Annotated in this window: 18 protein-coding genes; 7 read left to right on the forward strand and 11 right to left on the reverse strand. The window is 66.6% G+C overall.

Features of this window, described 5'->3' with window-relative positions; translation table 11 throughout:
- Positions 1-85 precede the first annotated feature (85 nt).
- The 3 genes from LMQ14_RS24850 to fgd are packed head-to-tail and all read right to left on the reverse strand — an operon-like array spanning position 86 to position 4,308.
- Entirely contained in the window at positions 86-1,237 is a 1,152-nt protein-coding gene (locus tag LMQ14_RS24850; RefSeq protein WP_267732264.1) for an acetate kinase, read from the reverse strand.
- Positions 1,230-3,305: a phosphate acetyltransferase gene (pta, locus tag LMQ14_RS24855; RefSeq protein WP_267732265.1), complete on the reverse strand. Its 2,076-nt coding sequence runs from the start codon at positions 3,303-3,305 to the stop codon at positions 1,230-1,232. The genes LMQ14_RS24850 and pta overlap by 8 nt, the downstream gene beginning before the upstream one ends.
- A complete protein-coding gene (gene fgd, locus LMQ14_RS24860) occupies positions 3,298-4,308 on the reverse strand; it encodes a glucose-6-phosphate dehydrogenase (coenzyme-F420) (RefSeq protein ID WP_267732266.1) in 1,011 nt (336 codons plus the stop codon). The genes pta and fgd overlap by 8 nt, the downstream gene beginning before the upstream one ends.
- A 29-nt stretch (positions 4,309-4,337) precedes the next feature.
- On the opposite strand from fgd, the gene LMQ14_RS24865 reads away from it, so the two are divergent.
- Both LMQ14_RS24865 and LMQ14_RS24870 read left to right on the forward strand, forming a co-directional pair.
- Positions 4,338-5,090: an MBL fold metallo-hydrolase gene (locus tag LMQ14_RS24865; protein WP_267732267.1), complete on the forward strand. Its 753-nt coding sequence runs from the start codon at positions 4,338-4,340 to the stop codon at positions 5,088-5,090.
- Positions 5,087-5,434, forward strand: coding sequence for a YnfA family protein (locus tag LMQ14_RS24870; RefSeq protein ID WP_267732268.1), 348 nt, complete (start codon positions 5,087-5,089; stop codon positions 5,432-5,434). The genes LMQ14_RS24865 and LMQ14_RS24870 overlap by 4 nt, the downstream gene beginning before the upstream one ends.
- On the opposite strand, the gene LMQ14_RS24875 is transcribed toward LMQ14_RS24870, so the two are convergent.
- The 6 genes from LMQ14_RS24875 to LMQ14_RS24900 form a co-directional block, all read right to left on the reverse strand.
- Complete coding sequence (locus LMQ14_RS24875; protein WP_420714718.1) at positions 5,409-6,683, reverse strand: NtaA/DmoA family FMN-dependent monooxygenase; 1,275 nt, start codon at positions 6,681-6,683, stop codon at positions 5,409-5,411. The two genes, LMQ14_RS24870 and LMQ14_RS24875, sit on opposite strands and share 26 nt — an antisense overlap.
- A 77-nt stretch (positions 6,684-6,760) precedes the next feature.
- Positions 6,761-7,879, reverse strand: a complete 1,119-nt coding sequence (locus tag LMQ14_RS24880) for an LLM class flavin-dependent oxidoreductase (RefSeq protein ID WP_267732270.1) — start codon at positions 7,877-7,879, stop codon at positions 6,761-6,763.
- On the reverse strand, positions 7,876-8,973 hold the full coding sequence (locus tag LMQ14_RS24885; protein WP_267732271.1) for an LLM class flavin-dependent oxidoreductase: 1,098 nt from the start codon (positions 8,971-8,973) through the stop codon (positions 7,876-7,878). The genes LMQ14_RS24880 and LMQ14_RS24885 overlap by 4 nt, the downstream gene beginning before the upstream one ends.
- Entirely contained in the window at positions 8,970-9,455 is a 486-nt protein-coding gene (locus LMQ14_RS24890) for a GNAT family N-acetyltransferase (RefSeq protein ID WP_267732272.1), read from the reverse strand. The genes LMQ14_RS24885 and LMQ14_RS24890 overlap by 4 nt, the downstream gene beginning before the upstream one ends.
- A 62-nt stretch (positions 9,456-9,517) precedes the next feature.
- The gene (locus LMQ14_RS24895; RefSeq protein WP_267732273.1) at positions 9,518-10,414 is read right to left on the reverse strand and encodes an SAM-dependent methyltransferase; all 897 of its coding nucleotides are present in this window, start codon (positions 10,412-10,414) and stop codon (positions 9,518-9,520) included.
- Positions 10,414-10,776, reverse strand: coding sequence for a DUF3054 domain-containing protein (locus LMQ14_RS24900; protein WP_267732274.1), 363 nt, complete (start codon positions 10,774-10,776; stop codon positions 10,414-10,416). Before LMQ14_RS24900 ends, LMQ14_RS24895 begins: the two co-directional genes overlap by 1 nt.
- Positions 10,777-10,843: 67 nt before the next feature.
- Here LMQ14_RS24900 and LMQ14_RS24905 point away from each other — a divergent pair, with 67 nt between their 5' ends.
- The 3 genes from LMQ14_RS24905 to LMQ14_RS24915 are packed head-to-tail and all read left to right on the forward strand — an operon-like array spanning position 10,844 to position 13,881.
- Positions 10,844-12,028, forward strand: coding sequence for an acyl-CoA dehydrogenase (locus LMQ14_RS24905; RefSeq protein ID WP_267732275.1), 1,185 nt, complete (start codon positions 10,844-10,846; stop codon positions 12,026-12,028).
- Entirely contained in the window at positions 12,028-13,266 is a 1,239-nt protein-coding gene (locus LMQ14_RS24910) for a serine hydrolase domain-containing protein (protein ID WP_267732276.1), read from the forward strand. The genes LMQ14_RS24905 and LMQ14_RS24910 overlap by 1 nt, the downstream gene beginning before the upstream one ends.
- Before the next feature lie 12 nt (positions 13,267-13,278).
- On the forward strand, positions 13,279-13,881 hold the full coding sequence (locus LMQ14_RS24915; protein WP_267732277.1) for a hypothetical protein: 603 nt from the start codon (positions 13,279-13,281) through the stop codon (positions 13,879-13,881).
- 9 nt (positions 13,882-13,890) lie between these two features.
- Here the strand turns inward: LMQ14_RS24915 and LMQ14_RS24920 are convergent, their stop codons facing one another.
- The gene (locus LMQ14_RS24920) at positions 13,891-14,292 is read right to left on the reverse strand and encodes a DUF4189 domain-containing protein (protein WP_267732278.1); all 402 of its coding nucleotides are present in this window, start codon (positions 14,290-14,292) and stop codon (positions 13,891-13,893) included.
- Positions 14,293-14,367: 75 nt separating this feature from the next.
- Positions 14,368-14,970: a TetR family transcriptional regulator gene (locus tag LMQ14_RS24925; RefSeq protein WP_267732279.1), complete on the reverse strand. Its 603-nt coding sequence runs from the start codon at positions 14,968-14,970 to the stop codon at positions 14,368-14,370.
- 254 nt (positions 14,971-15,224) lie between these two features.
- Here LMQ14_RS24925 and LMQ14_RS24930 point away from each other — a divergent pair, with 254 nt between their 5' ends.
- Together LMQ14_RS24930 and LMQ14_RS28210 are read left to right on the forward strand one after the other, a co-directional pair.
- Positions 15,225-16,742 (forward strand): PPE domain-containing protein, encoded by a 1,518-nt coding sequence (locus tag LMQ14_RS24930; RefSeq protein WP_267732280.1) that lies wholly within the window; start codon positions 15,225-15,227, stop codon positions 16,740-16,742.
- Positions 16,743-16,786: 44 nt separating this feature from the next.
- On the forward strand, positions 16,787-18,019 hold the full coding sequence (locus LMQ14_RS28210) for a PPE family protein (RefSeq protein WP_324291084.1): 1,233 nt from the start codon (positions 16,787-16,789) through the stop codon (positions 18,017-18,019).
- Positions 18,020-18,025: the final 6 nt, after the last annotated feature.

Raw genomic sequence — 18,025 nt, forward strand, 5'->3', positions numbered from 1 at the left:
TGTGCATCGTCGTCGGCCTGAGTGCACACTCCACGACGTGAGTTCACACTCGACGACGGGCGACGGGCGACGGCCGACGGGCGAGCTATCCGGTCAGCAGGTCCGCGCAATCGCGGGCGATCGCAAGTTCCTCGTTGGTCGGGACCACTAGCACGGCGATCGGCGAATCGTCGGCCGAAATCAGCTGCGCGCCTTCGCTTCCGGACAGGTTACGGCCTTCGTCGAACACGATACCCAGCTCCTGCAGCCCGGCCACCGCGTCACGACGCACCGCCGCATCGTGCTCGCCGATCCCCGCGGTGAAGCTGATCACATCGGTGTGCCCCAGCACAGCCAAATAAGCACCGATGTACTTACGCAAGCGGTGGATGAACACGTCGTACGCCAATTCCGCTGAGCTGTCGCCCGATTCGATCATCGCGTGCAGCCTGCGGAAGTCACGCTCACCTGCCAGACCCCAGACCCCCGACCGGTGATTCAGCATCGACTCGGTCGCCTCGACGTCCATCTTCGCGGTGCGCCACAGGTAGCTGATGACGCCGGGGTCGATGTCGCCGCTGCGGGTGCCCATCACCAGACCCTCCAACGGGGTCAGGCCCATCGACGTGTCGACCGGCCGGCCGCCGGCGATCGCCGAGGCCGAAGCGCCATTGCCCAAATGCAGCACGATTTGATTCAGGCCGTCCAGCGGCCTGCCCAAGAATGCGGCGGCCCGCTCGCTCACGTACCGGTGCGACGTGCCGTGAAATCCGTAGCGGCGTATCTGGTATCGCTCGGCCAGCTCCCGATCCATCGCGTACGTCGCGGCCGCGGCCGGCAGGTGATGGAAAAACGCCGTATCGAACACGGCGACGTGCGCGACGTCCGGCAGTAGCTTGCGCGCTACCTTGATGCCCTGCACGGCGGGCGGATTGTGCAGCGGGGCTAGCTCCGACAGCTTCTCGAGTTCGGCGATCCGCTGGTCGTCGAGCAGCGTCGGGCGATAGAACTCCTTGCCCCCGTGCACGACTCGGTGTCCGACGCCCAAAAGCCCGCACGAATTCAGGTCGATTCCGTCCCCGGCCAGCTGCTGAAACGCCAGGCGCAGCGCCTCCTCATGATCGGCGGCGCGCCCTGACGGCTCGCCGATCTCCCCGATGACACCCCCCGCGCGGATAGCACCCGAATCCGGTTCGACCAGTTGGTATTTCAGCGACGAGGAACCCGAATTGATCACCAATACGAGTTGATCAGCCATGTCCGACGCCCTGCGCCTGGATTGCGGTGATCGCAATGGTGTTGACGATGTCTTCCACCAGCGCACCGCGGGACAGGTCATTTACCGGCTTGCGCAAGCCCTGCAGCACCGGACCGATCGCGATTGCCCCGGCGCTGCGCTGCACCGCCTTGTAGGTGTTGTTGCCGGTGTTCAGGTCGGGGAAGATCAGCACGGTGGCGTGACCGGCCACCGCCGAGTCGCGCAGCTTGGTGGCGGCCACCGAAGGTTCTATCGCGGCGTCATACTGGATCGGCCCCTCGACCAACAGCCGCGGATCCCGGGCCCGTACCAATTCCGTTGCCTTCCTGACCTTGTCGACATCGACTCCGGTTCCGGAATCACCGGTGGAATAGGACAGCATCGCCACCTTCGGCTCGATGCCGAACTGCGCGGCGGTGCGCGCCGAGCTGATCGCGATGTCGGCGAGCTGCTCGGGCGTGGGATCCGGGACGATCGCACAGTCGCCATAGGCCAGCACCTGATCGGGCAAACACATCAGAAAAATGCTGGACACCGTCGAGACGTCCGGGACGGTCCTGATGATCTCGAACGCCGGGCGAACGGTGTGTGCCGTGGTGTGGGCCGCGCCGGACACCATGCCGTCGACCATGCCGCTGTGCACCAGCATGGTGCCGAAATACGAGACGTCGTGCATGATCTCGTGGGCCTGCTCGACGGTGATCCCCTTCGCCTTGCGCAATTCGACGTACTGCTGGGCGAACTGATTACAGAGTTCTTCGTTGTGCGGGTCGATGATCGTCGCGTCGTGCAGGTCGACACCGAGTTCTGCTGAACGCAATCGGATTTGGGCTTCGTCGCCCAGAATCGTCAGGTCGGCGACACAGCGCTTCAGCACCCGGCCCGCGGCCTTGAGGATGCGATCGTCGTTGCCTTCGGGCAGGACGATGTGCTTGCGATCCGCACGGGCCTGCTGGGTGAGCCGGTGGGTGAACATCTGCGGGGTCGTGATGGTCGGGATCGGAATAGCAAGCTGTGCAAGCAGATCCGTGATGTCGACGCGGCGTTCCATCAGCCCTACTGCGGTGTCGATCTTGCGCTGGGATGTCGCCGTGACTCGGCCCCGAGCCGACGCGGCCGCGCTGGCCGTATCATAGGTCCCCAAATCGTTCCCTATGATCGGCAGCCGCAGCCGCAATCCAGCAACCAGCGCCGCGATCGACGGATGCAGGTCGAAGCCGCCGTTGAGCACGATGCAGGACAGTGCCGGAAACCCCTCGGCCGCATGGGCGCTAGCGGCAGCCAATACCACGTCGGAGCGGTCGCCGGGGGTGATAACCGCCATGCCGTCGCGCAGCCGCTCGAGCACATGGTCTGCGGTCATCCCGGCCACCAGCACTCCCATCACCTCGCGCTCGACCAGCTCGGTGTCACCGCTGAGCAGCGTCCCGTGGACGGCCTGCCGTAGTTCTGCCACCGTCGGCGCCGAGAGTAGCGGCTCGTCGGGCAGCACATAACTGGGTACGGTGAACCTGCCGAGGGCTTCTGCGACCACTCCCATTTCTGCCGGCTCGCATCGGCTGGCCACCACCGCCGCGGTGTGGGCGTGCTGGGCGGTCAGCTCGGCCAGACACACGTCGACAACACTGGCGACCTGGTCTGCGGTGCGGTCCTTGGCCCGCACCGCCAACAGCACCGGCGCACCGAGATTGACCGCGATCCGGGCATTGACCGAGAGTTCGGCGGGCGTGGTGACATCGGTGTAGTCGCTGCCGACGATCACCACCGCATCGCACCCGTCCGCCATGGCGTGATAGGCCTCGACGATGCTGGCGATCGCGCCGTCGGGGTCGGCATGGATCTCCTGGTAGGTGGCGCCCACGCACTCCTCGTAGGACTGGCCCGCGGTGGTGCGGGTCAGCAGCAACTCCAGGATGTAGTCGCGATCCTCGCCGAGCCGGGTGATCGGCCGGAACACACCGACTTTGGCGACCGTCGCCGTCAGTCGGTTGAGCAGCCCCAGCGCGATCGTCGACTTGCCGGTCTCGGGCTCGGGCGCCGCGATGTAAATCGCGGAGGTATCAGCCAAGTCGTCGCAGCCTGGGCGCCAGGTCCTTTTCGAACAGCTCCAGGAACCGGCGCTGGTCGTGACCGGGCGCGTGGAACACCAAGTGGTTGAGGCCCCACTGCACGTACTGACCGACCTTTTCGACGGCCTCGTCGGGATCCGACGCCACGATCCAGCGCTTGGTGATCTGCTCGATCGGCAGCGCGTCGGCGGCCTTCTCCATCTCGATCGGGTCGTCGATGCTGTGCTTCTGCTCGGCGCTCAGCGACAGCGGCGCCCAGAACCGGGTGTTCTCCCGGGCCAGTTCGGGGTCGGTGTCGTAGGAGATCTTGATCTCGATCATCCGGTCGATGTCTTGCGCGTTCTTGCCCGCTGCTTCGGCGCCCTCGCGCATTGCCGGGATCAGCTTGTCCTTGTAGAGCTCTTCGCCCTTGCCGGAGGTGCAGATGAACCCGTCGCCGGCGCGCCCGGCGTACTTGGCCACCTGCGGCCCGCCCGCGGCGATGTAGATCGGGATACCGCCTTCGGGGACGTCGTAGATCGAGGCGCCCTTGGTCTTGTAGTACTCGCCCTCGAAGTCGACGCGGTCGCCGAGCCAGAGCTCGCGCATTAGTTTCACCGACTCGCGCAGCCGCGCGTAGCGCTCCTTGAACTCCGGCCACTCGCCCTGGTATCCGGTGGCGATCTCGTTCAGCGCCTCGCCGGTGCCGACGCCGAGGAAGATGCGGTTCGGGTACAGGCAGCCCATCGTGGCGAAGGCCTGGGCGATGACGGCGGGGTTGTACCGGAAGGTCGGGGTGAGCACCGACGTGCCCAGGACGAGCCGCTCGGTGCGCTCGCCGACCGCGGTCATCCAGGCCAGCGAGAACGGCGCGTGTCCGCCCTTGTGCCGCCACGGCTGGAAGTGGTCACTGACGGTGGCGCTGTCCATACCGTGTGCTTCGGCGGCAACAGCCAGTTCGACGAGCTCGCGCGGTGCGAATTGTTCAGCAGACGCTTTGTATCCAAGTTTCAGTTCAGCCACCCGTTCTTTCTACTCCTAGACTCGCGGGCATGGCACCAGCGCCAACACTTGTTCAAGTCACCGACACCGTGCACCTCGCCCAGGGTGAGGCCGTCAACTGGACGCTGGTCACCGACGACACCGGCGTGCTGCTGATCGACGCCGGCTATCCGGGCGACCGGGAAGCCGTGCTGGCGTCGCTGAAAGCGCTCGGCTACGGCGTCGGCGACGTGCGCGCGATCCTGCTGACGCATGCCCACATCGACCATCTGGGCTCGGCGATCTGGTTCGCCGGCGAGCACGGCACTCCCGTCTACTGCCACGCCGACGAAGTCGGCCACGCCAAGCGCGAGTACCTGGAACAGGTCTCGGTCATCGATCTCGCGCTGCGCATCTGGCGGCCCACCTGGGCGGTGTGGACCGCCCACGTGGTGCGCAGCGGCGGCCTGATCCGCGATGGGATTCCGAGCACCCAGCCGCTGACGCCCGACATCGCCGCGGGGCTGCCGGGCCACCCGATGCCCGTCTTCAGCCCCGGCCACACAGGAGGCCACTGCTCGTACCTGGTCGACGGTGTGCTGGCCAGCGGCGACGCGCTGATCACCGGGCACCCATTGATCCGTCACGACGGGCCGCAACTGCTGCCGGCGATCTTCAGCTACAGCCAGGAGAACTGCATCCGAACCCTTTCGGCGCTGGCCCTGTTGGAGACCGAGGTCCTGGCGCCCGGTCACGGCCCGCTGTGGCGCGGCCCGATCCGCGAAGCGACCAATGCCGCGCTGGAAAAAGCCGGCGCACTGTGACGGTTGCCAAGTCGATCGCGTTGTTTGTGCTGGCGGCGCTGTTCGAGATCGGCGGCGCCTGGTTGGTATGGCAGGGGGTGCGCGAACACCGCGGCTGGATGTGGGTGGGCTGGGGCGTCCTCGCGCTGGGCGCCTACGGCTTTGTCGCCACCTTGCAGCCCTCGCTTAGTTCCGGGGCCCACTTCGGTCGCATCCTGGCCGCGTATGGCGGCATCTTCGTGGCCGGTTCGCTGTTGTGGGGCATGGGTTTTGACGGGTTTCGCCCCGATCGCTGGGACGTCACCGGCGCGTTGATCTGCCTGCTGGGCGTGGCCGTCATCATGTATGCGCCGCGAACTCACTGAGCCCCAAATGATCTCGCAGCGTCTCGCCGACGTACTCGCTGCGATACGCGCCACGCTCCTGCAGTAGCGGCACCACCCGGTCGACGAACTCGTCGAGACCGTGCGGCGTCAGATGCGGCACCAGGATGAACCCGTCGCAGGCGTCGGCCTGGATGTATTCGTCGATCTCGTCGGCGATCCGGGCGGCGGTGCCGACGAATTGCTCCCGGGTGGTGACGGCGATGATCAGCTCACGAATCGACAGTTTCTCGGCTGCGGCGCGTTCGCGCCATCGGCCCGCAACCGCGACCGGGTCGACGTGGCGGACCCGGCCCTGGGTGATGTCGCTGTCGGCGACCGGATCGAATTCGGGCAACGGGCCGTCCGGGTCGAAGTCGGAGAGCGCACGTCCCCACACCTGCTCCAGCATCGCGATCGCCGTGGCGCCGCTGACCTGCTGATAGCGAATGTGGCGTGCCTTGTCCTGCGCCTCGGCATCGGTGTCGCCGAGAACAAAGGTCGCGGCCGGAAAGACCTTGAGCTGATTGGGATCTCGACCCGACGACACGGCCCGGCCCTTGACGTCGGCGTAGTAGCGCTGACCGTCCTCCAACGAGCCGTGCAGGGTGAACAACGCGTCGGCGTACCGAGCACCGAACGCCCGGCCCTCGTCGGAGTCGCCGGCCTGTAGCAGGATCGGATGGCCTTGCGGCCCCACCGGCAGCGTCGCGAACCCCCGAACGTTGAAGTCGGGGCCCTGGTGCTCGACGCTGCGGATCCGCTCGGGATCGACGTACGTGCCGTTTTCGGTATCGGCCAGCACGGCACCGTCTTCCCAGCTGTCCCAGAATTGGCGTGCCGTGCGGAGGAACTCCTCGGCCCGCCGGTACCGGTCGGCAGGCTTCAGGAAGCCGCCGCGCCGGAAGTTTTCGCCGGTGAAGGCGTCCGACGAGGTGACGATGTTCCAGCCGGCGCGGCCGTCGGACAGGTGGTCGAGGGTGGCGAATTGCCTTGCCACCTCAAATGGTTCGTTGAAGGTGGTGTTGATCGTCCCGGTCAGCCCGATCCGGTCGGTGACACCCGCAAGGGCCGCCAGCACGGTGAAGGTGTCCGGCCGTCCGACGACGTCGAGATCGTAGATCCGCCCGCGATGCTCACGCAGCCGCAGCCCTTCGGCCAGGAAGAAGAAGTCGAACAGGCCACGCTCGGCGGTGCGGGCGAGATGCACGAACGAGTCGAATTCGATCTGGCTGCCCGCGGTGGGATCCATCCACACCGTGGTGTTGTTGACACCCGGGAAGTGGGCGGCCAAGTGAATCGGCTTGCGGTGCTTGCCGTCTCGAAAACTCACGACGTCAATCCCCAGCGTTTGGCGATCAGCTCGTGAGATCGCAGCCGGTCGGACTGCTGGTGAGTCACCGAGGTGATCACCAGTTCGTCGGCCCGGGTAACCCGCTGCAGCGCGTGTAGCCGCTCGGCCACTTCGTCGGCATTCCCGACGAATTGCGTTGTGATCCTGTCCTTTACCACAGACAGCTGCTCCTCGGTCAGCGGTGGGCAGCTGTCGGGTTCCGGGTAGGGCATGGCACCCACACCGGTTCGGATCGAGTACACCCAATGGCCGTAACCGGCAGCCAACCGCTGCGCGGTGGCGCTGTCGTCGGCGACCACGATATCGGCCGACACGACCACGTAGGGCTTCGGCAACGCCGCCGACGGCACGAATGTGTCGCGATAGGCCTCGATGGCCTCCAGCGCGGTGGCCGGGGTGATGTGATAGCTCGCGACGAACGGCAACCCCAGCGCCCCGGCCACCCGTGCGCTTTGTCCCCGGGTGCTGCCGAAGACCCACGGCCGCAAGCCGCTTCGTTCGCCGGGCACCGCATGCACGTCGAACTTGCCGACGTGGTAGGTGCCGTCGAGCAGGGCGAGGATGTCGTCAACCTGCTCGGCGAAGTCCGGCGATACGGCCTCCGGTTGCTGCAGGAGCCCCATCGTGGCTTGGAGCTGTTCCAGATCGAGCAACCCACGCAGGTCGAAGGGGGTCGGAACGACGACGCCGTCCACCTCGTGCCACACCCGCGGCGGCCGGGGCTCCTTCGGCTGCTTCGGCTTGTGCTCCTCGGAGCGGCGCTGCCCGGACCGACCGATACCGAGATCGATGCGTCCGGGGTAGAAGGCTTCCAGCATGCCGAAGCTCTCGACGACCGCGATGGCGGTGGTATAGCCCAGCTGCACCGCCGCGGCCCCAACCCGAATCCTGTTGGTAGCCGCCGCGATTTGTCCGATCAACACGGCCGGTGCGGCACTGGCGACCGCGACGAAGTGGTGTTCGGCTACCCAGTAGCGGCGAAATCCCCAGTCTTCGGCACGTTGGGCCAGTTCGATGGTGTTGCGCAGCGCGGTCGCGGGGTCGCCTCCGGCGCTGATCGGCGCGAGGTCCAGGACGGAGAGCGGAACGTTCATTGCCCGACCGCCGCGTATCGGTTGGGCGCGACCGGCAGGCCGAGTCGGGCCCGCAGCGTTTCGCCGTCCCGATAGGTGGTGCGGAAGCGGCCAGCCCGCTGCAACAGCGCAACCACCTCGTCCACGATCACCGGCAGATCGGTGGCGTTGACGGCGGGTCGCAATCGCGCGCCGTCGACGCCGAGGCGCTGCCACTCCAGCAGCAGGTCCACCAATTCCGCTGGCCTGCCGGTGAAGTTCAGCGCATCGGAGCGAGGGTCGCCCCCGCCCCCGAACGACACCACCACGTCGGCATAGACCTTCAGCCGCGCGCCGCCGGCGGCAGCCACCTCGTCCAGGATGCCGCGCAGCGAGGCCTCGTCAGAAGGCGTGATGAACACGAGATCTGCACTGGCAGCGGCAAATTCGTATACCGGCCCTTGGTGGGCCAGCACCGCGACGACCGGCTGGCCCTGCGGCGGCCGGGGCGTGATCGACGGCCCCTTGACCGCGAAGAACTTTCCGCTGAAGTCGATGTAGTGCAGCTTGCCGATGTCGACGTAGCGGCCGGTCGTCGCGTCGCGGATGATCGCGTCGTCCTCCCAGCTGTCCCAGAGCCGGCGCACCACGTCGACGTAATCGGTGGCCTCCTCGAACAGGCCGTCCAGGGCTGCGTCGCGGCGGCCGAACAACGCCGCCTCGTGCGCGGTCGAACTGACGCGGGGCTGCCAGCCCGCCCGGCCATGCGAGACATAGTCAAGCGTGGCAATGGATTTGGAGATGTGGAACGGCTCGGTATGCGTCACCGTGGCCACCGGAATCAGCCCGATGTGCCGCGTCGCGGGTGCGATGCGCGCCGCCACCAGGGCGGCGTCACCACGACCGGCCAGCCGTCGCGGATCGATTCGCTCGCGCCGCCCGGGCTGCGGCATCAAGGTGTCGTCGATCGTCAGGAAGTCCAGTAGCCCGCGTTCTGCGGTGGCCGCGAGCTCAGCCCAGTAACTTCCGCTCAGCGGCGAAGGCGTCTCGGGGTCGGCCGCCAAGGTGGCCCGCCACGCCTGTGGGTCCCAGCCGTATCCGTCCAGCGCGACGGCGAGATGGAACGCGCCGCTCATGTGAGCCACTTCTCGAACGCGATCGGGAAGACCGGGCCTTCGGACGGCAGCGGCTCGGTCAACCGGCTGTATCCGGTGGCCTGATACAGCTCCTCGGCTTCGGGCTGGCGGTGACCGGTCATCAGATACACCTTGCGGTAGCCGCGCGCCGCGATCTCGGCTTCCAGCTCGGCCAGCAGCGCCATCGCGTATCCGCGGCGGCGGTGCGCGCTGTCGGTCCAGATTCTCTTGAGCTCGGCCGTCTGCGCGTCGAACCGGCGAAATCCGCCGCCGGTCACCGGGCGGCCGTCCAGTAGACCGATCAACATGCCCCCGTCTGGCGGCGCGAACTCGTCGGAGGGGTTGTCCTTGAGCCACGCCAGCACCGTTGGCGCTGTGCTGTCGTAGCGCTGCGCGTACTCCACGGCCAGCTCGGCCAGCAGCGGCTGCGCCACCGCGTCGTCCAACGCGGCAGGTACGAACCGGAGCTGGGTCTTCGACATCACCTCACCTCCAACGCCTATCAGGCGGATGCATTCCGGCCGGGTCGTGCCCCGGGCCCGCCTCATCGTGTCGCGGTGACATATCGGGGCGTAATCGCGTTGTCATCGGGCGTGCCACGCCAGCGGGTGCCCATTCCAATCGCATTGAACAAATCAGGGACATTTCTTTCCACGGTCTGCCAGCCATGATCGGCCAGAAACTGCGGGACAGCACGGTATTCGCCCGGGTACGTCAATCCGGCCAGGTCGACGTCGAGACCGAATTGCCGCCAGGTGTTGACGAACGTCTGGGCGGCCTCCAGCTGGAACGAGGACCAGGTGGGCATGTGATCGCCGGCAAAGCGGCTGCCCGGCGCACTGACCGCCGAGAGTTCGTCGAGCAACCGGCTCTGCCCGTCGGGAGGCAGAAACCCGACCAGGAACGTCTCGGCGATCCACGCCGTGGGTTGGGCAGCGTCAAAACCCGCCCGCCGCGTTGCCGTCAGCCAATCGCGGCGCAGATCAACCCCGACCGCCCGGCGGTGCGCGGTCAGCTCGGCGCCCAGCCCCCGCAGCACGGCGGTCTTGAAGTCGATGACGTCCGGCTGGTCGATCTCGTACACGGTCGTCCCGGGCGGCCACCACAACCGGTACGGCCTGGTGTCCAGGCCCGAACCCAGGATCACGACTTGGCGAATGCCCGCCCGTCCGGCGGCGGCGAGGAATTCATCCAGGAACCGAGTGTGCGCCGCGAGCAGGGTGACGAGCCCGGTCATGATCGCGTTGTCGTCTGCCGCGTACCGCTGGTCGTCGACCATCCGGGTGAAGTACGACACGCCCGCGGCGCGCACCAGCTGCTCGGCGAACGGGTCGTTGACCAGACCCTTGGCGGTCGCCAGCGCCCGTGCCACCCCGCCGAACGTCGCGGTCATTCCGACGCCGCCGTCGGGCCCCCACGTGTCGTCGTCGGACCGTGCCATCAGACGTCGGAGCGGCGCCGCAACGCTAGCCCGACGGCCGCGCGCCATCCGAGCAGCAACAGCGCGGTGACCGACGCCGCGACCACGACGAAACTCGCGGCCACGCCGGCGGAACTGGCTTTGCGCAACACCATGCCGATCACCACGGTGGACAACCAGATCACCACCCCGGTGGGCGCCACGGCGGTGGGCCGTTGCCACGCACGGGACACCAGCCAGCCGATCACGGTGCCGGTGAGAAACGGCCAGGCCGTCGTCGCGACGCCGGTGAGATTGAGCCCTTCGTCGTGACTGCGGCGTCCCAGGGCGCAGAACACCAACACGCACACCACATCGACGCCCAGCCACCCCAGCCGCTGCATAGAGCGAGACTACCGGGCTGGGCCGGACGCTGTTCTTTGCGCCGGACGCGGTGGCAGGCTGACTCCTATGAGCACACACAAACCTCCCGCGTTCAGCCGAGAAGACCCTCTTGGCCTCGACGCTTCGCTGTCCAGCGATGAGATCGCGGTTCGCGACACGGTCAGAAAATTCTGCGCCGAGCACGTCATCCCGTACATCGCGGAGTGGTTCGAGATCGGTGATCTGCCGGTGCGCCAACTGGGCAAACAGTTCGGCGAGCTTGGGCTGCTCGGCATGCACCTGGAGGGCTACGGATGCGGCGGGTCGTCGTCGGTGCACTACGGCCTGGCGTGTACCGAGCTGGAGGCCGCCGACTCCGGGCTCCGGTCGATGGTCTCGGTGCAGGGATCGCTGGCGATGTTCGCGATCTGGAACTTCGGCTCCGAGGAACAAAAGCAGCAGTGGCTGCCCGGCATGGCGACCGGCGAACTGCTCGGCTGCTTCGGGCTCACCGAACCCGACGCCGGATCCGACCCCGCGGCGATGACAACCCATGCGCGACGGGATGGTTCGGACTGGGTGCTCAACGGCCGCAAGATGTGGATCACCAACGGTTCGGTCGCCGACGTCGCGGTCGTGTGGGCCAACACCGACGACGGGATCCGCGGATTCATCGTCCCGACCCGCACCGCGGGCTTCACCGCCAACACGATTCACCACAAACTCTCGCTGCGGGCCTCGATCACCAGCGAGCTGGTGCTCGACGACGTGCGGTTGCCCGCCGACGCGATGCTGCCCGACGCCAAGGGGCTGCGCGGGCCGCTGTCCTGCTTGTCCGAGGCGCGCTACGGCATCGTCTGGGGATCGATGGGGGCGGCACGCTCGGCCTGGCAGGCCGCACTCGAATACGCGACGCAACGCACCCAGTTCGGCCGGCCGATCGCGGGATTCCAGTTGACCCAGGCGAAACTCGTCGACATGGCCGTCGAATTGCACAAGGGACAGCTGCTGTCGCTGCATCTGGGACGCCTCAAGGACAGCGTCGGGCTACGCCCCGAACAGGTCAGCTTCGGCAAACTCAACAACACCCGCGAGGCGCTCAAAATCTGCCGGACCGCTCGAACCATATTGGGCGGCAACGGGATATCGCTGGAATACCCGATTATCCGGCACATGGTCAACCTGGAGTCGGTGCTGACCTACGAGGGCACGCCCGAGATGCATCAACTCGTGCTCGGCCAGGCATTCACCGGTAGCGACGCCTTCCGCTGATGGGCCTCCGGCATCTGCGTCACATCGCGGCTCTGGTCATCGCCTGCGTGCTCGTGGCGGGTTGTGCACCCAAGTCGCCACCGACACCCCTGCAGGCGGGCTCGGCCGACCAGGCCAAGGCCGACGCCGTGCTGCGGGTGGTCGGAAACTTCATGACGCAGGCGCACCTGAAGGCCGCGATCGTTCGTGTCACGGTGGACGGCAAGGAGGTGGTCACCCAGGCCGTCGGCGACTCGATGACCGGGGTGCCGGCCACCACCGACATGCACTTCCGCAACGGCGCGGTCGCGATCTCCTACGTGTCGACGTTGCTGCTCAAGCTGGTCGACCAAAAGAAGCTGAGCCTTGACGACCGGTTGTCGAAGTGGCTGCCCGACTTCCCCAACGCCGGGCGCGTCACGCTGGGGCAACTGGCGCAGATGACGTCCGGTTACCCGGACTACATCCTGGGCAACGACCAGTTCGACAATGAGTCGTACGCAAACCCGTTCCAGCAGTGGACAACTCAAGACATGCTCGCGCAGATCTCCGGGCGCCCGCTGCTCTACGAGCCGGGAACAAACTGGAACTACGCGCACACCAACTACGTGCTGCTCGGGCTGGCGCTGGAGAAGGCCACCGGTCAGGACATGCCGACACTGCTACAGAACGAGGTGCTGGGCCCGCTCGGCCTTAAGCACACGGCGAACTCCGATACCGCCGAAATCCCCTGGCCCGTCCTGCACGCGTTCAGCTCCGAGCGGCGCCAGGCGCTCAAAATCCCTGCGGGGACACCGTTTTACGAAGAGTCCACGTACTGGAACCCGTCCTGGACCATTACCCATGGCGCGATTCAGACCACCAACATCGACGACATGGAAGCCACCGCTGTCGGGATCGGCTCGGGCAAGCTGCTCTCGGCGGACTCGTACAAGAAGATGGTGTCGACCGCGCTACGCGGCAAGACGCACGCCCAACCGGGCTGCCCGACCTGCTTCGACCAAAGCGAGGGCTACACCTACGGTCTGGGAATCATCATCTCCGGCGATTGGCTGATGCAGAACCCACTGTTCTCCGGGTGCGCCGGTGTCGAGGCCTATCTGCCGGCCCAGAAGATCGCGATCGCCGTCGCGGTCACGTACGCCCCGGAGGCATTCGACGACCAGGGCAACTACAGTAATCAGGCCGACATACTGTTCCGCAAGATCGGCGCGGTGATGGCTCCGAACGCAGCGCCACCGATGCCGCCGGGGAGATAAAGGAGTTCAGGTATGCGGATTCGCACTATCGCTGCGTGCGCGCTGGCCCTTGGAGCGCTGGGGGCGCCCACCGCCGTCGCCGATCCGACCGGCACGCTGCCCCCGATGACAGCCACCAACGGCGGGCCGATCATCGGTGGCGGGGGCGCCGCCCCGCAGATGACGCAACAACTCAAGGGCCTGGGCGATCCGAACGTCCAAGAGGTCGACGGCCCGGATGCGGCTCAATTCATCGCTGCCGCAGCCGGTATCAGCGATCGCGACCTCGCCTTGCCCTTCATGGCGCTGCAGCGGGCGTTGGGGTGCCAGAAGAACAATGCCGGCTTCGGGGCGCGTGCCTACCGCCGCAACGACGGGAAGTGGGGAGGCGCGATGCTGGTCATCGCCAAGAGCGCGTATCCGGATGTCGCCGGGATGAAGGCGTGCGAGATGTCCAACTGGCGTCGGCCTTCGATGGGTAGCCCCACGTCGATGTGCAACAGCGGATGGGCTTATCCCCCACCGACATTCAATGACAAGGGCGGCGACTTCATCGTGTTGCTCGCCGGCACCAACTCCGACTTCTGCACCGCGCTCAACGGGAACTACAAAGGCACCGCGGCCGCGTGGCCGTGAGCCGCGCACTCACCAGCCGCTGCAGCCGTTGAGGTCGATGATTGAGCCCGGTCCCGCGCCGTCCAGGGCCGCGGCGTCGGCCGCGTATTGGGTGAAGGCTTGCCGCCCCGCCAGTGTCTTCCCGTCGGGGCTCTCCGCGATCGACAGACAGCCCAGTCCCGAAATCACCACCTGGCAGTCGTTCGTCTTGCCGATAATGTCGCACCACATCACGGCCGCGTCCTCCGCCTTCTGCTGAGTCGTGTAGCCGCTGCGAAGCGACTCTTGTCCGGTCGACAGCGAGGCCGCAATCGCGCCCCAGCATCCCGGCCTGCAGTAGAGGGAGATATCGGCTTTCGCCGGCGGCGCGGCCAGTACCGATCCGGCGGCAGCGAGAACGCCGATAATCGCATACGGCGCAACGTTCTTCATGATCCGACCATGGCAGCCGCAGGTGGGGAGAGGTTGTGGAGTAGATCTGAGGCCCGTGAGAACGATCCGACAGCGCTACGCCGTCAGGTCGCCGCTGACGTAGCGCTGCAGGTTGGGGGCGACCGCGGCGATCACCTCGTCGTCGGTCATGGACGCGACTGGTTCGATTTTCCACACGTAGCGCATCAACGCGAAACCCAACATCTGTGACGAGACAAGCCCGCTGCGGATCAGCCGGTCGCGTTCGTCGACACCCAGGTGCGATACGCCCATCAGGCTGCCCTCGACGATCCGCCGCAGCTTCTCGCGGGTGGCCGGTTCGTGCGCGGCGGTCTGCAGGATGGCCCGCAAGGTGGGCGCGACTTCGTCGTCGGCCCAGGCGCCCAGCAGGACGGAGATCAGTGCGGCGCCAAGCTGATCCACGGGCGTTGTCCATACCTTGGCGACGTTGTCCAGGAACTTCTGCGGTGGGTTCGTCGCCGCGTCCAGCAGGCCTTCCTTGGACCCGAAGTAGTGGTAGACCAGGGCGGGATCGACGTCGGCTCCCCGGGCGACCGCGCGGATCGTGGTGCCTGCCCAGCCGTGTTGGGCGAACTCGTCGCGGGCCGCCGCCGTGATGCGCGCCGCGAGCACCCCGCGTTCATCTCGAGGCCCCGGTGTTATCGATTTCTTCGGCATGAGTTTCATTGTAGCGTGAATTTCCTCTTGCGTTGAGACTTGTTTCAACGTAGCGTGAGATTAGTTTCAACGACCCGTGAAAAACGGGCGACGGCTACGACAGCTTCCCCACCCTGGCGGGGCAGGGAAGCGACGGTGGCGTGGCCACGCGAGAGGACCCACTGGCCCGCCCTGCGCGCATCGCCACTTTCGGACCGTCAGCTTTTGGCAGCGACTAACCGACGAATGGCTTGAACGCAAGGAGAAGAGCCGAAATGACGCAGCAACTGTACGTGGAATACCAAGAGCTTATGGCGCGCGCTGCCGAAATCGAGCAGCCGCTTCCCCCGATCCCGGCTGCCAATCCGCCGGCGCCGTGTGAGATTTCTTTTGTCAAGGATGCCGCCACGCAAATCGCACTTAACGCCGACACGATGCGGCTGTACCTCAAAACATGCGAACGAGAATGGCAGCGTTTGGCCAAATCGCTGCGGGACGCGGCCAAGGCCTACGAGGAAGTCGACACGGATTCCGCCGCGGCACTGAACAAAACAATGTCTGATTCGGATGAGGTTTCGGCGTCCGGCGCGGATGGCCTGATGTCGGCAATGTGCGATCCGAACCAGGAGTTTCCCGACGCAATCCTGATCATGCCGCCGCCACCGCCGCCGTTCGAATACCCCTACTACGAGGTCAAGCAGGCAGCGAAGGACATCGAAGCCGGCGACCACGGTGTCGGGTTCCGGGCCTTCGCCAGGGAATGGGACGCGTTCCAGCGGGCTCTTCAGCAAGAGACGCTATACCGTTTTCGGCCATTTCTTTCGTGGGAGGGCGAGGCAAGGTCCGCCGTCGAAGCGAATTTCGACCAGCAGCGGCGCTGGACAAATGCCATGGTCGAGCTGTGCAGAGAGCTGTCCAGCCAGGCGAATATGGTCGTGGATGCTCACAGAAGGGCCACCCTCGTCACCCATCAACACGCACAAGACGACGAGCACCCCACGACCGAAGAAATAGCGCTCTGCGATTATTGGTACAAGTACTACGTCACGGGTAAGTACAACGTCGATGACGCAATTCTGTGGTACCAGAACATGCAGCGTCAGTCAGAAGAGTCGCTGGCCCGCTATGTCAGGAATGCACAATTACCGCTGAGCCCGGTCATTCCGGAAAGGGTTCCGTCGGCCTCGGGCTTTGACGCTCCCAACCTCGGCGACGGCGACGGCAACGGCGGCGACAAGAACCCGTTCGACCCCAACAACCCCTACGGCCCGCACGACCCGAACGCCGGCGGGAACCAGCCCTGGACCGGCGCGCCCGGTATGCCCTATATCCCTGCCGTCCCGTCTGCCGGTACGCCATCGACGCCGACGACATCGGACACCGCCGAGCTGAGCCGGGCCTTGAAGAACTTGAACGGAGCCGGCGGGCCGGCGAATGGTGCGGGGATAAAACCGGCGTCGCTCGGGGGTGGCGGCATGGTTCGGATACCGCCGCTGCCGCTGCAGCCGTCGACGCCGTTACAAGCCGTGCCCGGCACCGGCGCGGCCGCCGGGTCCGCCGCGATGTCAGCAACGGCCGGCGCGGGCGTGGGTCGCGGCATGCCCGGCTCGGGCGGCGCGATGGGCGCTGGCATGGGCGGCATGGCACCCGGTGGTCAGGGACAACAGAGCGCGGGCAAGGCCAAACGCGTGCAGTCCGAGGACAAGCCGCTCTACATCGAACAGCGGAACTGGACAGAGGCCGTGCTGGGCAATCGCCCCCGCAGGTCGATGACCGAAAAAGCGGCGTCCTGAAATACCAACGCATCCAACGCAATACGAGGAAAAGGAGTCAGGTCATGGATTTTGCGTTGCGCCCACCGGAGGTCAATTCGGCACTGATGTACACCGGGCCCGGGGCCGGCCCGCTGCTGGCCGCCGCGGCGGCCTGGGACGCGGTCGCCGCCCAACTGGAAGCCGCCGCGGCCGGCTACTCGGCGGAGATCGCGGGCCTGACCGGACGGTGGTTCGGCCCGTCGGCGATGCGAATGGCCGCCGCGGCCGCACCCTACATCGCGTGGCTGCACGCCACCGCCACCCAAGCCGCGCAGACCTCCGCGCAGGCCTACACCGCCGCGGCCGCCTACGAAGCGGCCTTCGCGATGACCGTGCCCCCGCCGGTCATCGCGGCCAACCGGGCGCGGTTGCTGGCGCTGATCGCCACCAACTTCTTCGGCCAAAACACCCCGGCGATCGCGGCCACCGAAGCCGAGTACATGCAGATGTGGATCCAAGACGCCACCGCGATGTGCGGCTACGCCGCCGACTCCGAAATCGCCAGCACCCTCAAGCCGTTTGACAGGTCACCGCAAACCACCGACCAGAACGGGCAGGCCGACCAGGCCGACGCGGTCGCCAAAGCAGCCGCCGACACCACCAACGCGCGCGTCCAACCCACCCTGGTGAATCGCCCCGTCGGCGGCGCCAACACCGGTGCCACCACCTACGGCCCCGGCACCTACTTGACGGACGACGGCGGCGTCATCACCGTCAAGCCGGGCGGTTTGATCACCGTCGATGCCGCCGGCTCGCTCACCGTCGGGCCCAGCAGCAACCTAGTCGTCGACGGCACGCTCTCCATCGGCCCCTTCGGCGCCATCGACCTCACGGGCGGGGTGTACACCTACATGTCGGTCTCCGGCGCCCTGCATGTCGGCTCCTTCAGCGCGATCACCATCGACCAAGGCGGCGGCGTTCTGGCCTGGGGCACCACCACGCTCCACGCGACCTTCGTGGTCGTCGACGGAGGCGGCATCCTGACGATGACGGACGCAACCATCACCAACGGCGCCATCGTCGGATCGGTATCCGGCTCGGGCTACGTGATCGCCGGCCTTGGCGGTGGTAGCGGCATCGGTGCCGGCTCCGGCGGTGCTGCGTCGGGGGCCGCTGCCTCCTCGAGCTCGACGACGGCAGCCGTGAGCGCGGTGAGCGCCTTGGCGAGTTCACCGGGCCTGGCCGCGAACGCTGCAATCCAGCCTCAGGTGGATCTGGGCCAGCTCCTGGGCGGGCTGCCGTACGCCGCCGACTAAGCGGCG

It is taken from the genome of Mycobacterium sp. Aquia_213, from assembly GCF_026625985.1.
In the GTDB taxonomy this organism is placed as follows: domain Bacteria; phylum Actinomycetota; class Actinomycetes; order Mycobacteriales; family Mycobacteriaceae; genus Mycobacterium.

Coding starts and splice junctions, on each gene's coding strand:
- LMQ14_RS24850 (WP_267732264.1), bottom strand. CDS start 1,237: ATGGCTGATCAACTCGTATTGGTGATCAATTCGGGTTCCTCGTCGCTG.
- LMQ14_RS24865 (WP_267732267.1), top strand. CDS start 4,338: ATGGCACCAGCGCCAACACTTGTTCAAGTCACCGACACCGTGCACCTC.
- LMQ14_RS24875 (WP_420714718.1), bottom strand. CDS start 6,683: ATGGATCCCACCGCGGGCAGCCAGATCGAATTCGACTCGTTCGTGCAT.
- LMQ14_RS24880 (WP_267732270.1), bottom strand. CDS start 7,879: ATGAACGTTCCGCTCTCCGTCCTGGACCTCGCGCCGATCAGCGCCGGA.
- LMQ14_RS24885 (WP_267732271.1), bottom strand. CDS start 8,973: ATGAGCGGCGCGTTCCATCTCGCCGTCGCGCTGGACGGATACGGCTGG.
- LMQ14_RS24890 (WP_267732272.1), bottom strand. CDS start 9,455: ATGTCGAAGACCCAGCTCCGGTTCGTACCTGCCGCGTTGGACGACGCG.
- LMQ14_RS24895 (WP_267732273.1), bottom strand. CDS start 10,414: ATGGCACGGTCCGACGACGACACGTGGGGGCCCGACGGCGGCGTCGGA.
- LMQ14_RS24900 (WP_267732274.1), bottom strand. CDS start 10,776: ATGCAGCGGCTGGGGTGGCTGGGCGTCGATGTGGTGTGCGTGTTGGTG.
- LMQ14_RS24905 (WP_267732275.1), top strand. CDS start 10,844: ATGAGCACACACAAACCTCCCGCGTTCAGCCGAGAAGACCCTCTTGGC.
- LMQ14_RS24910 (WP_267732276.1), top strand. CDS start 12,028: ATGGGCCTCCGGCATCTGCGTCACATCGCGGCTCTGGTCATCGCCTGC.
- LMQ14_RS24915 (WP_267732277.1), top strand. CDS start 13,279: ATGCGGATTCGCACTATCGCTGCGTGCGCGCTGGCCCTTGGAGCGCTG.
- LMQ14_RS24920 (WP_267732278.1), bottom strand. CDS start 14,292: ATGAAGAACGTTGCGCCGTATGCGATTATCGGCGTTCTCGCTGCCGCC.
- LMQ14_RS24925 (WP_267732279.1), bottom strand. CDS start 14,970: ATGCCGAAGAAATCGATAACACCGGGGCCTCGAGATGAACGCGGGGTG.
- LMQ14_RS24930 (WP_267732280.1), top strand. CDS start 15,225: ATGACGCAGCAACTGTACGTGGAATACCAAGAGCTTATGGCGCGCGCT.
- LMQ14_RS28210 (WP_324291084.1), top strand. CDS start 16,787: ATGGATTTTGCGTTGCGCCCACCGGAGGTCAATTCGGCACTGATGTAC.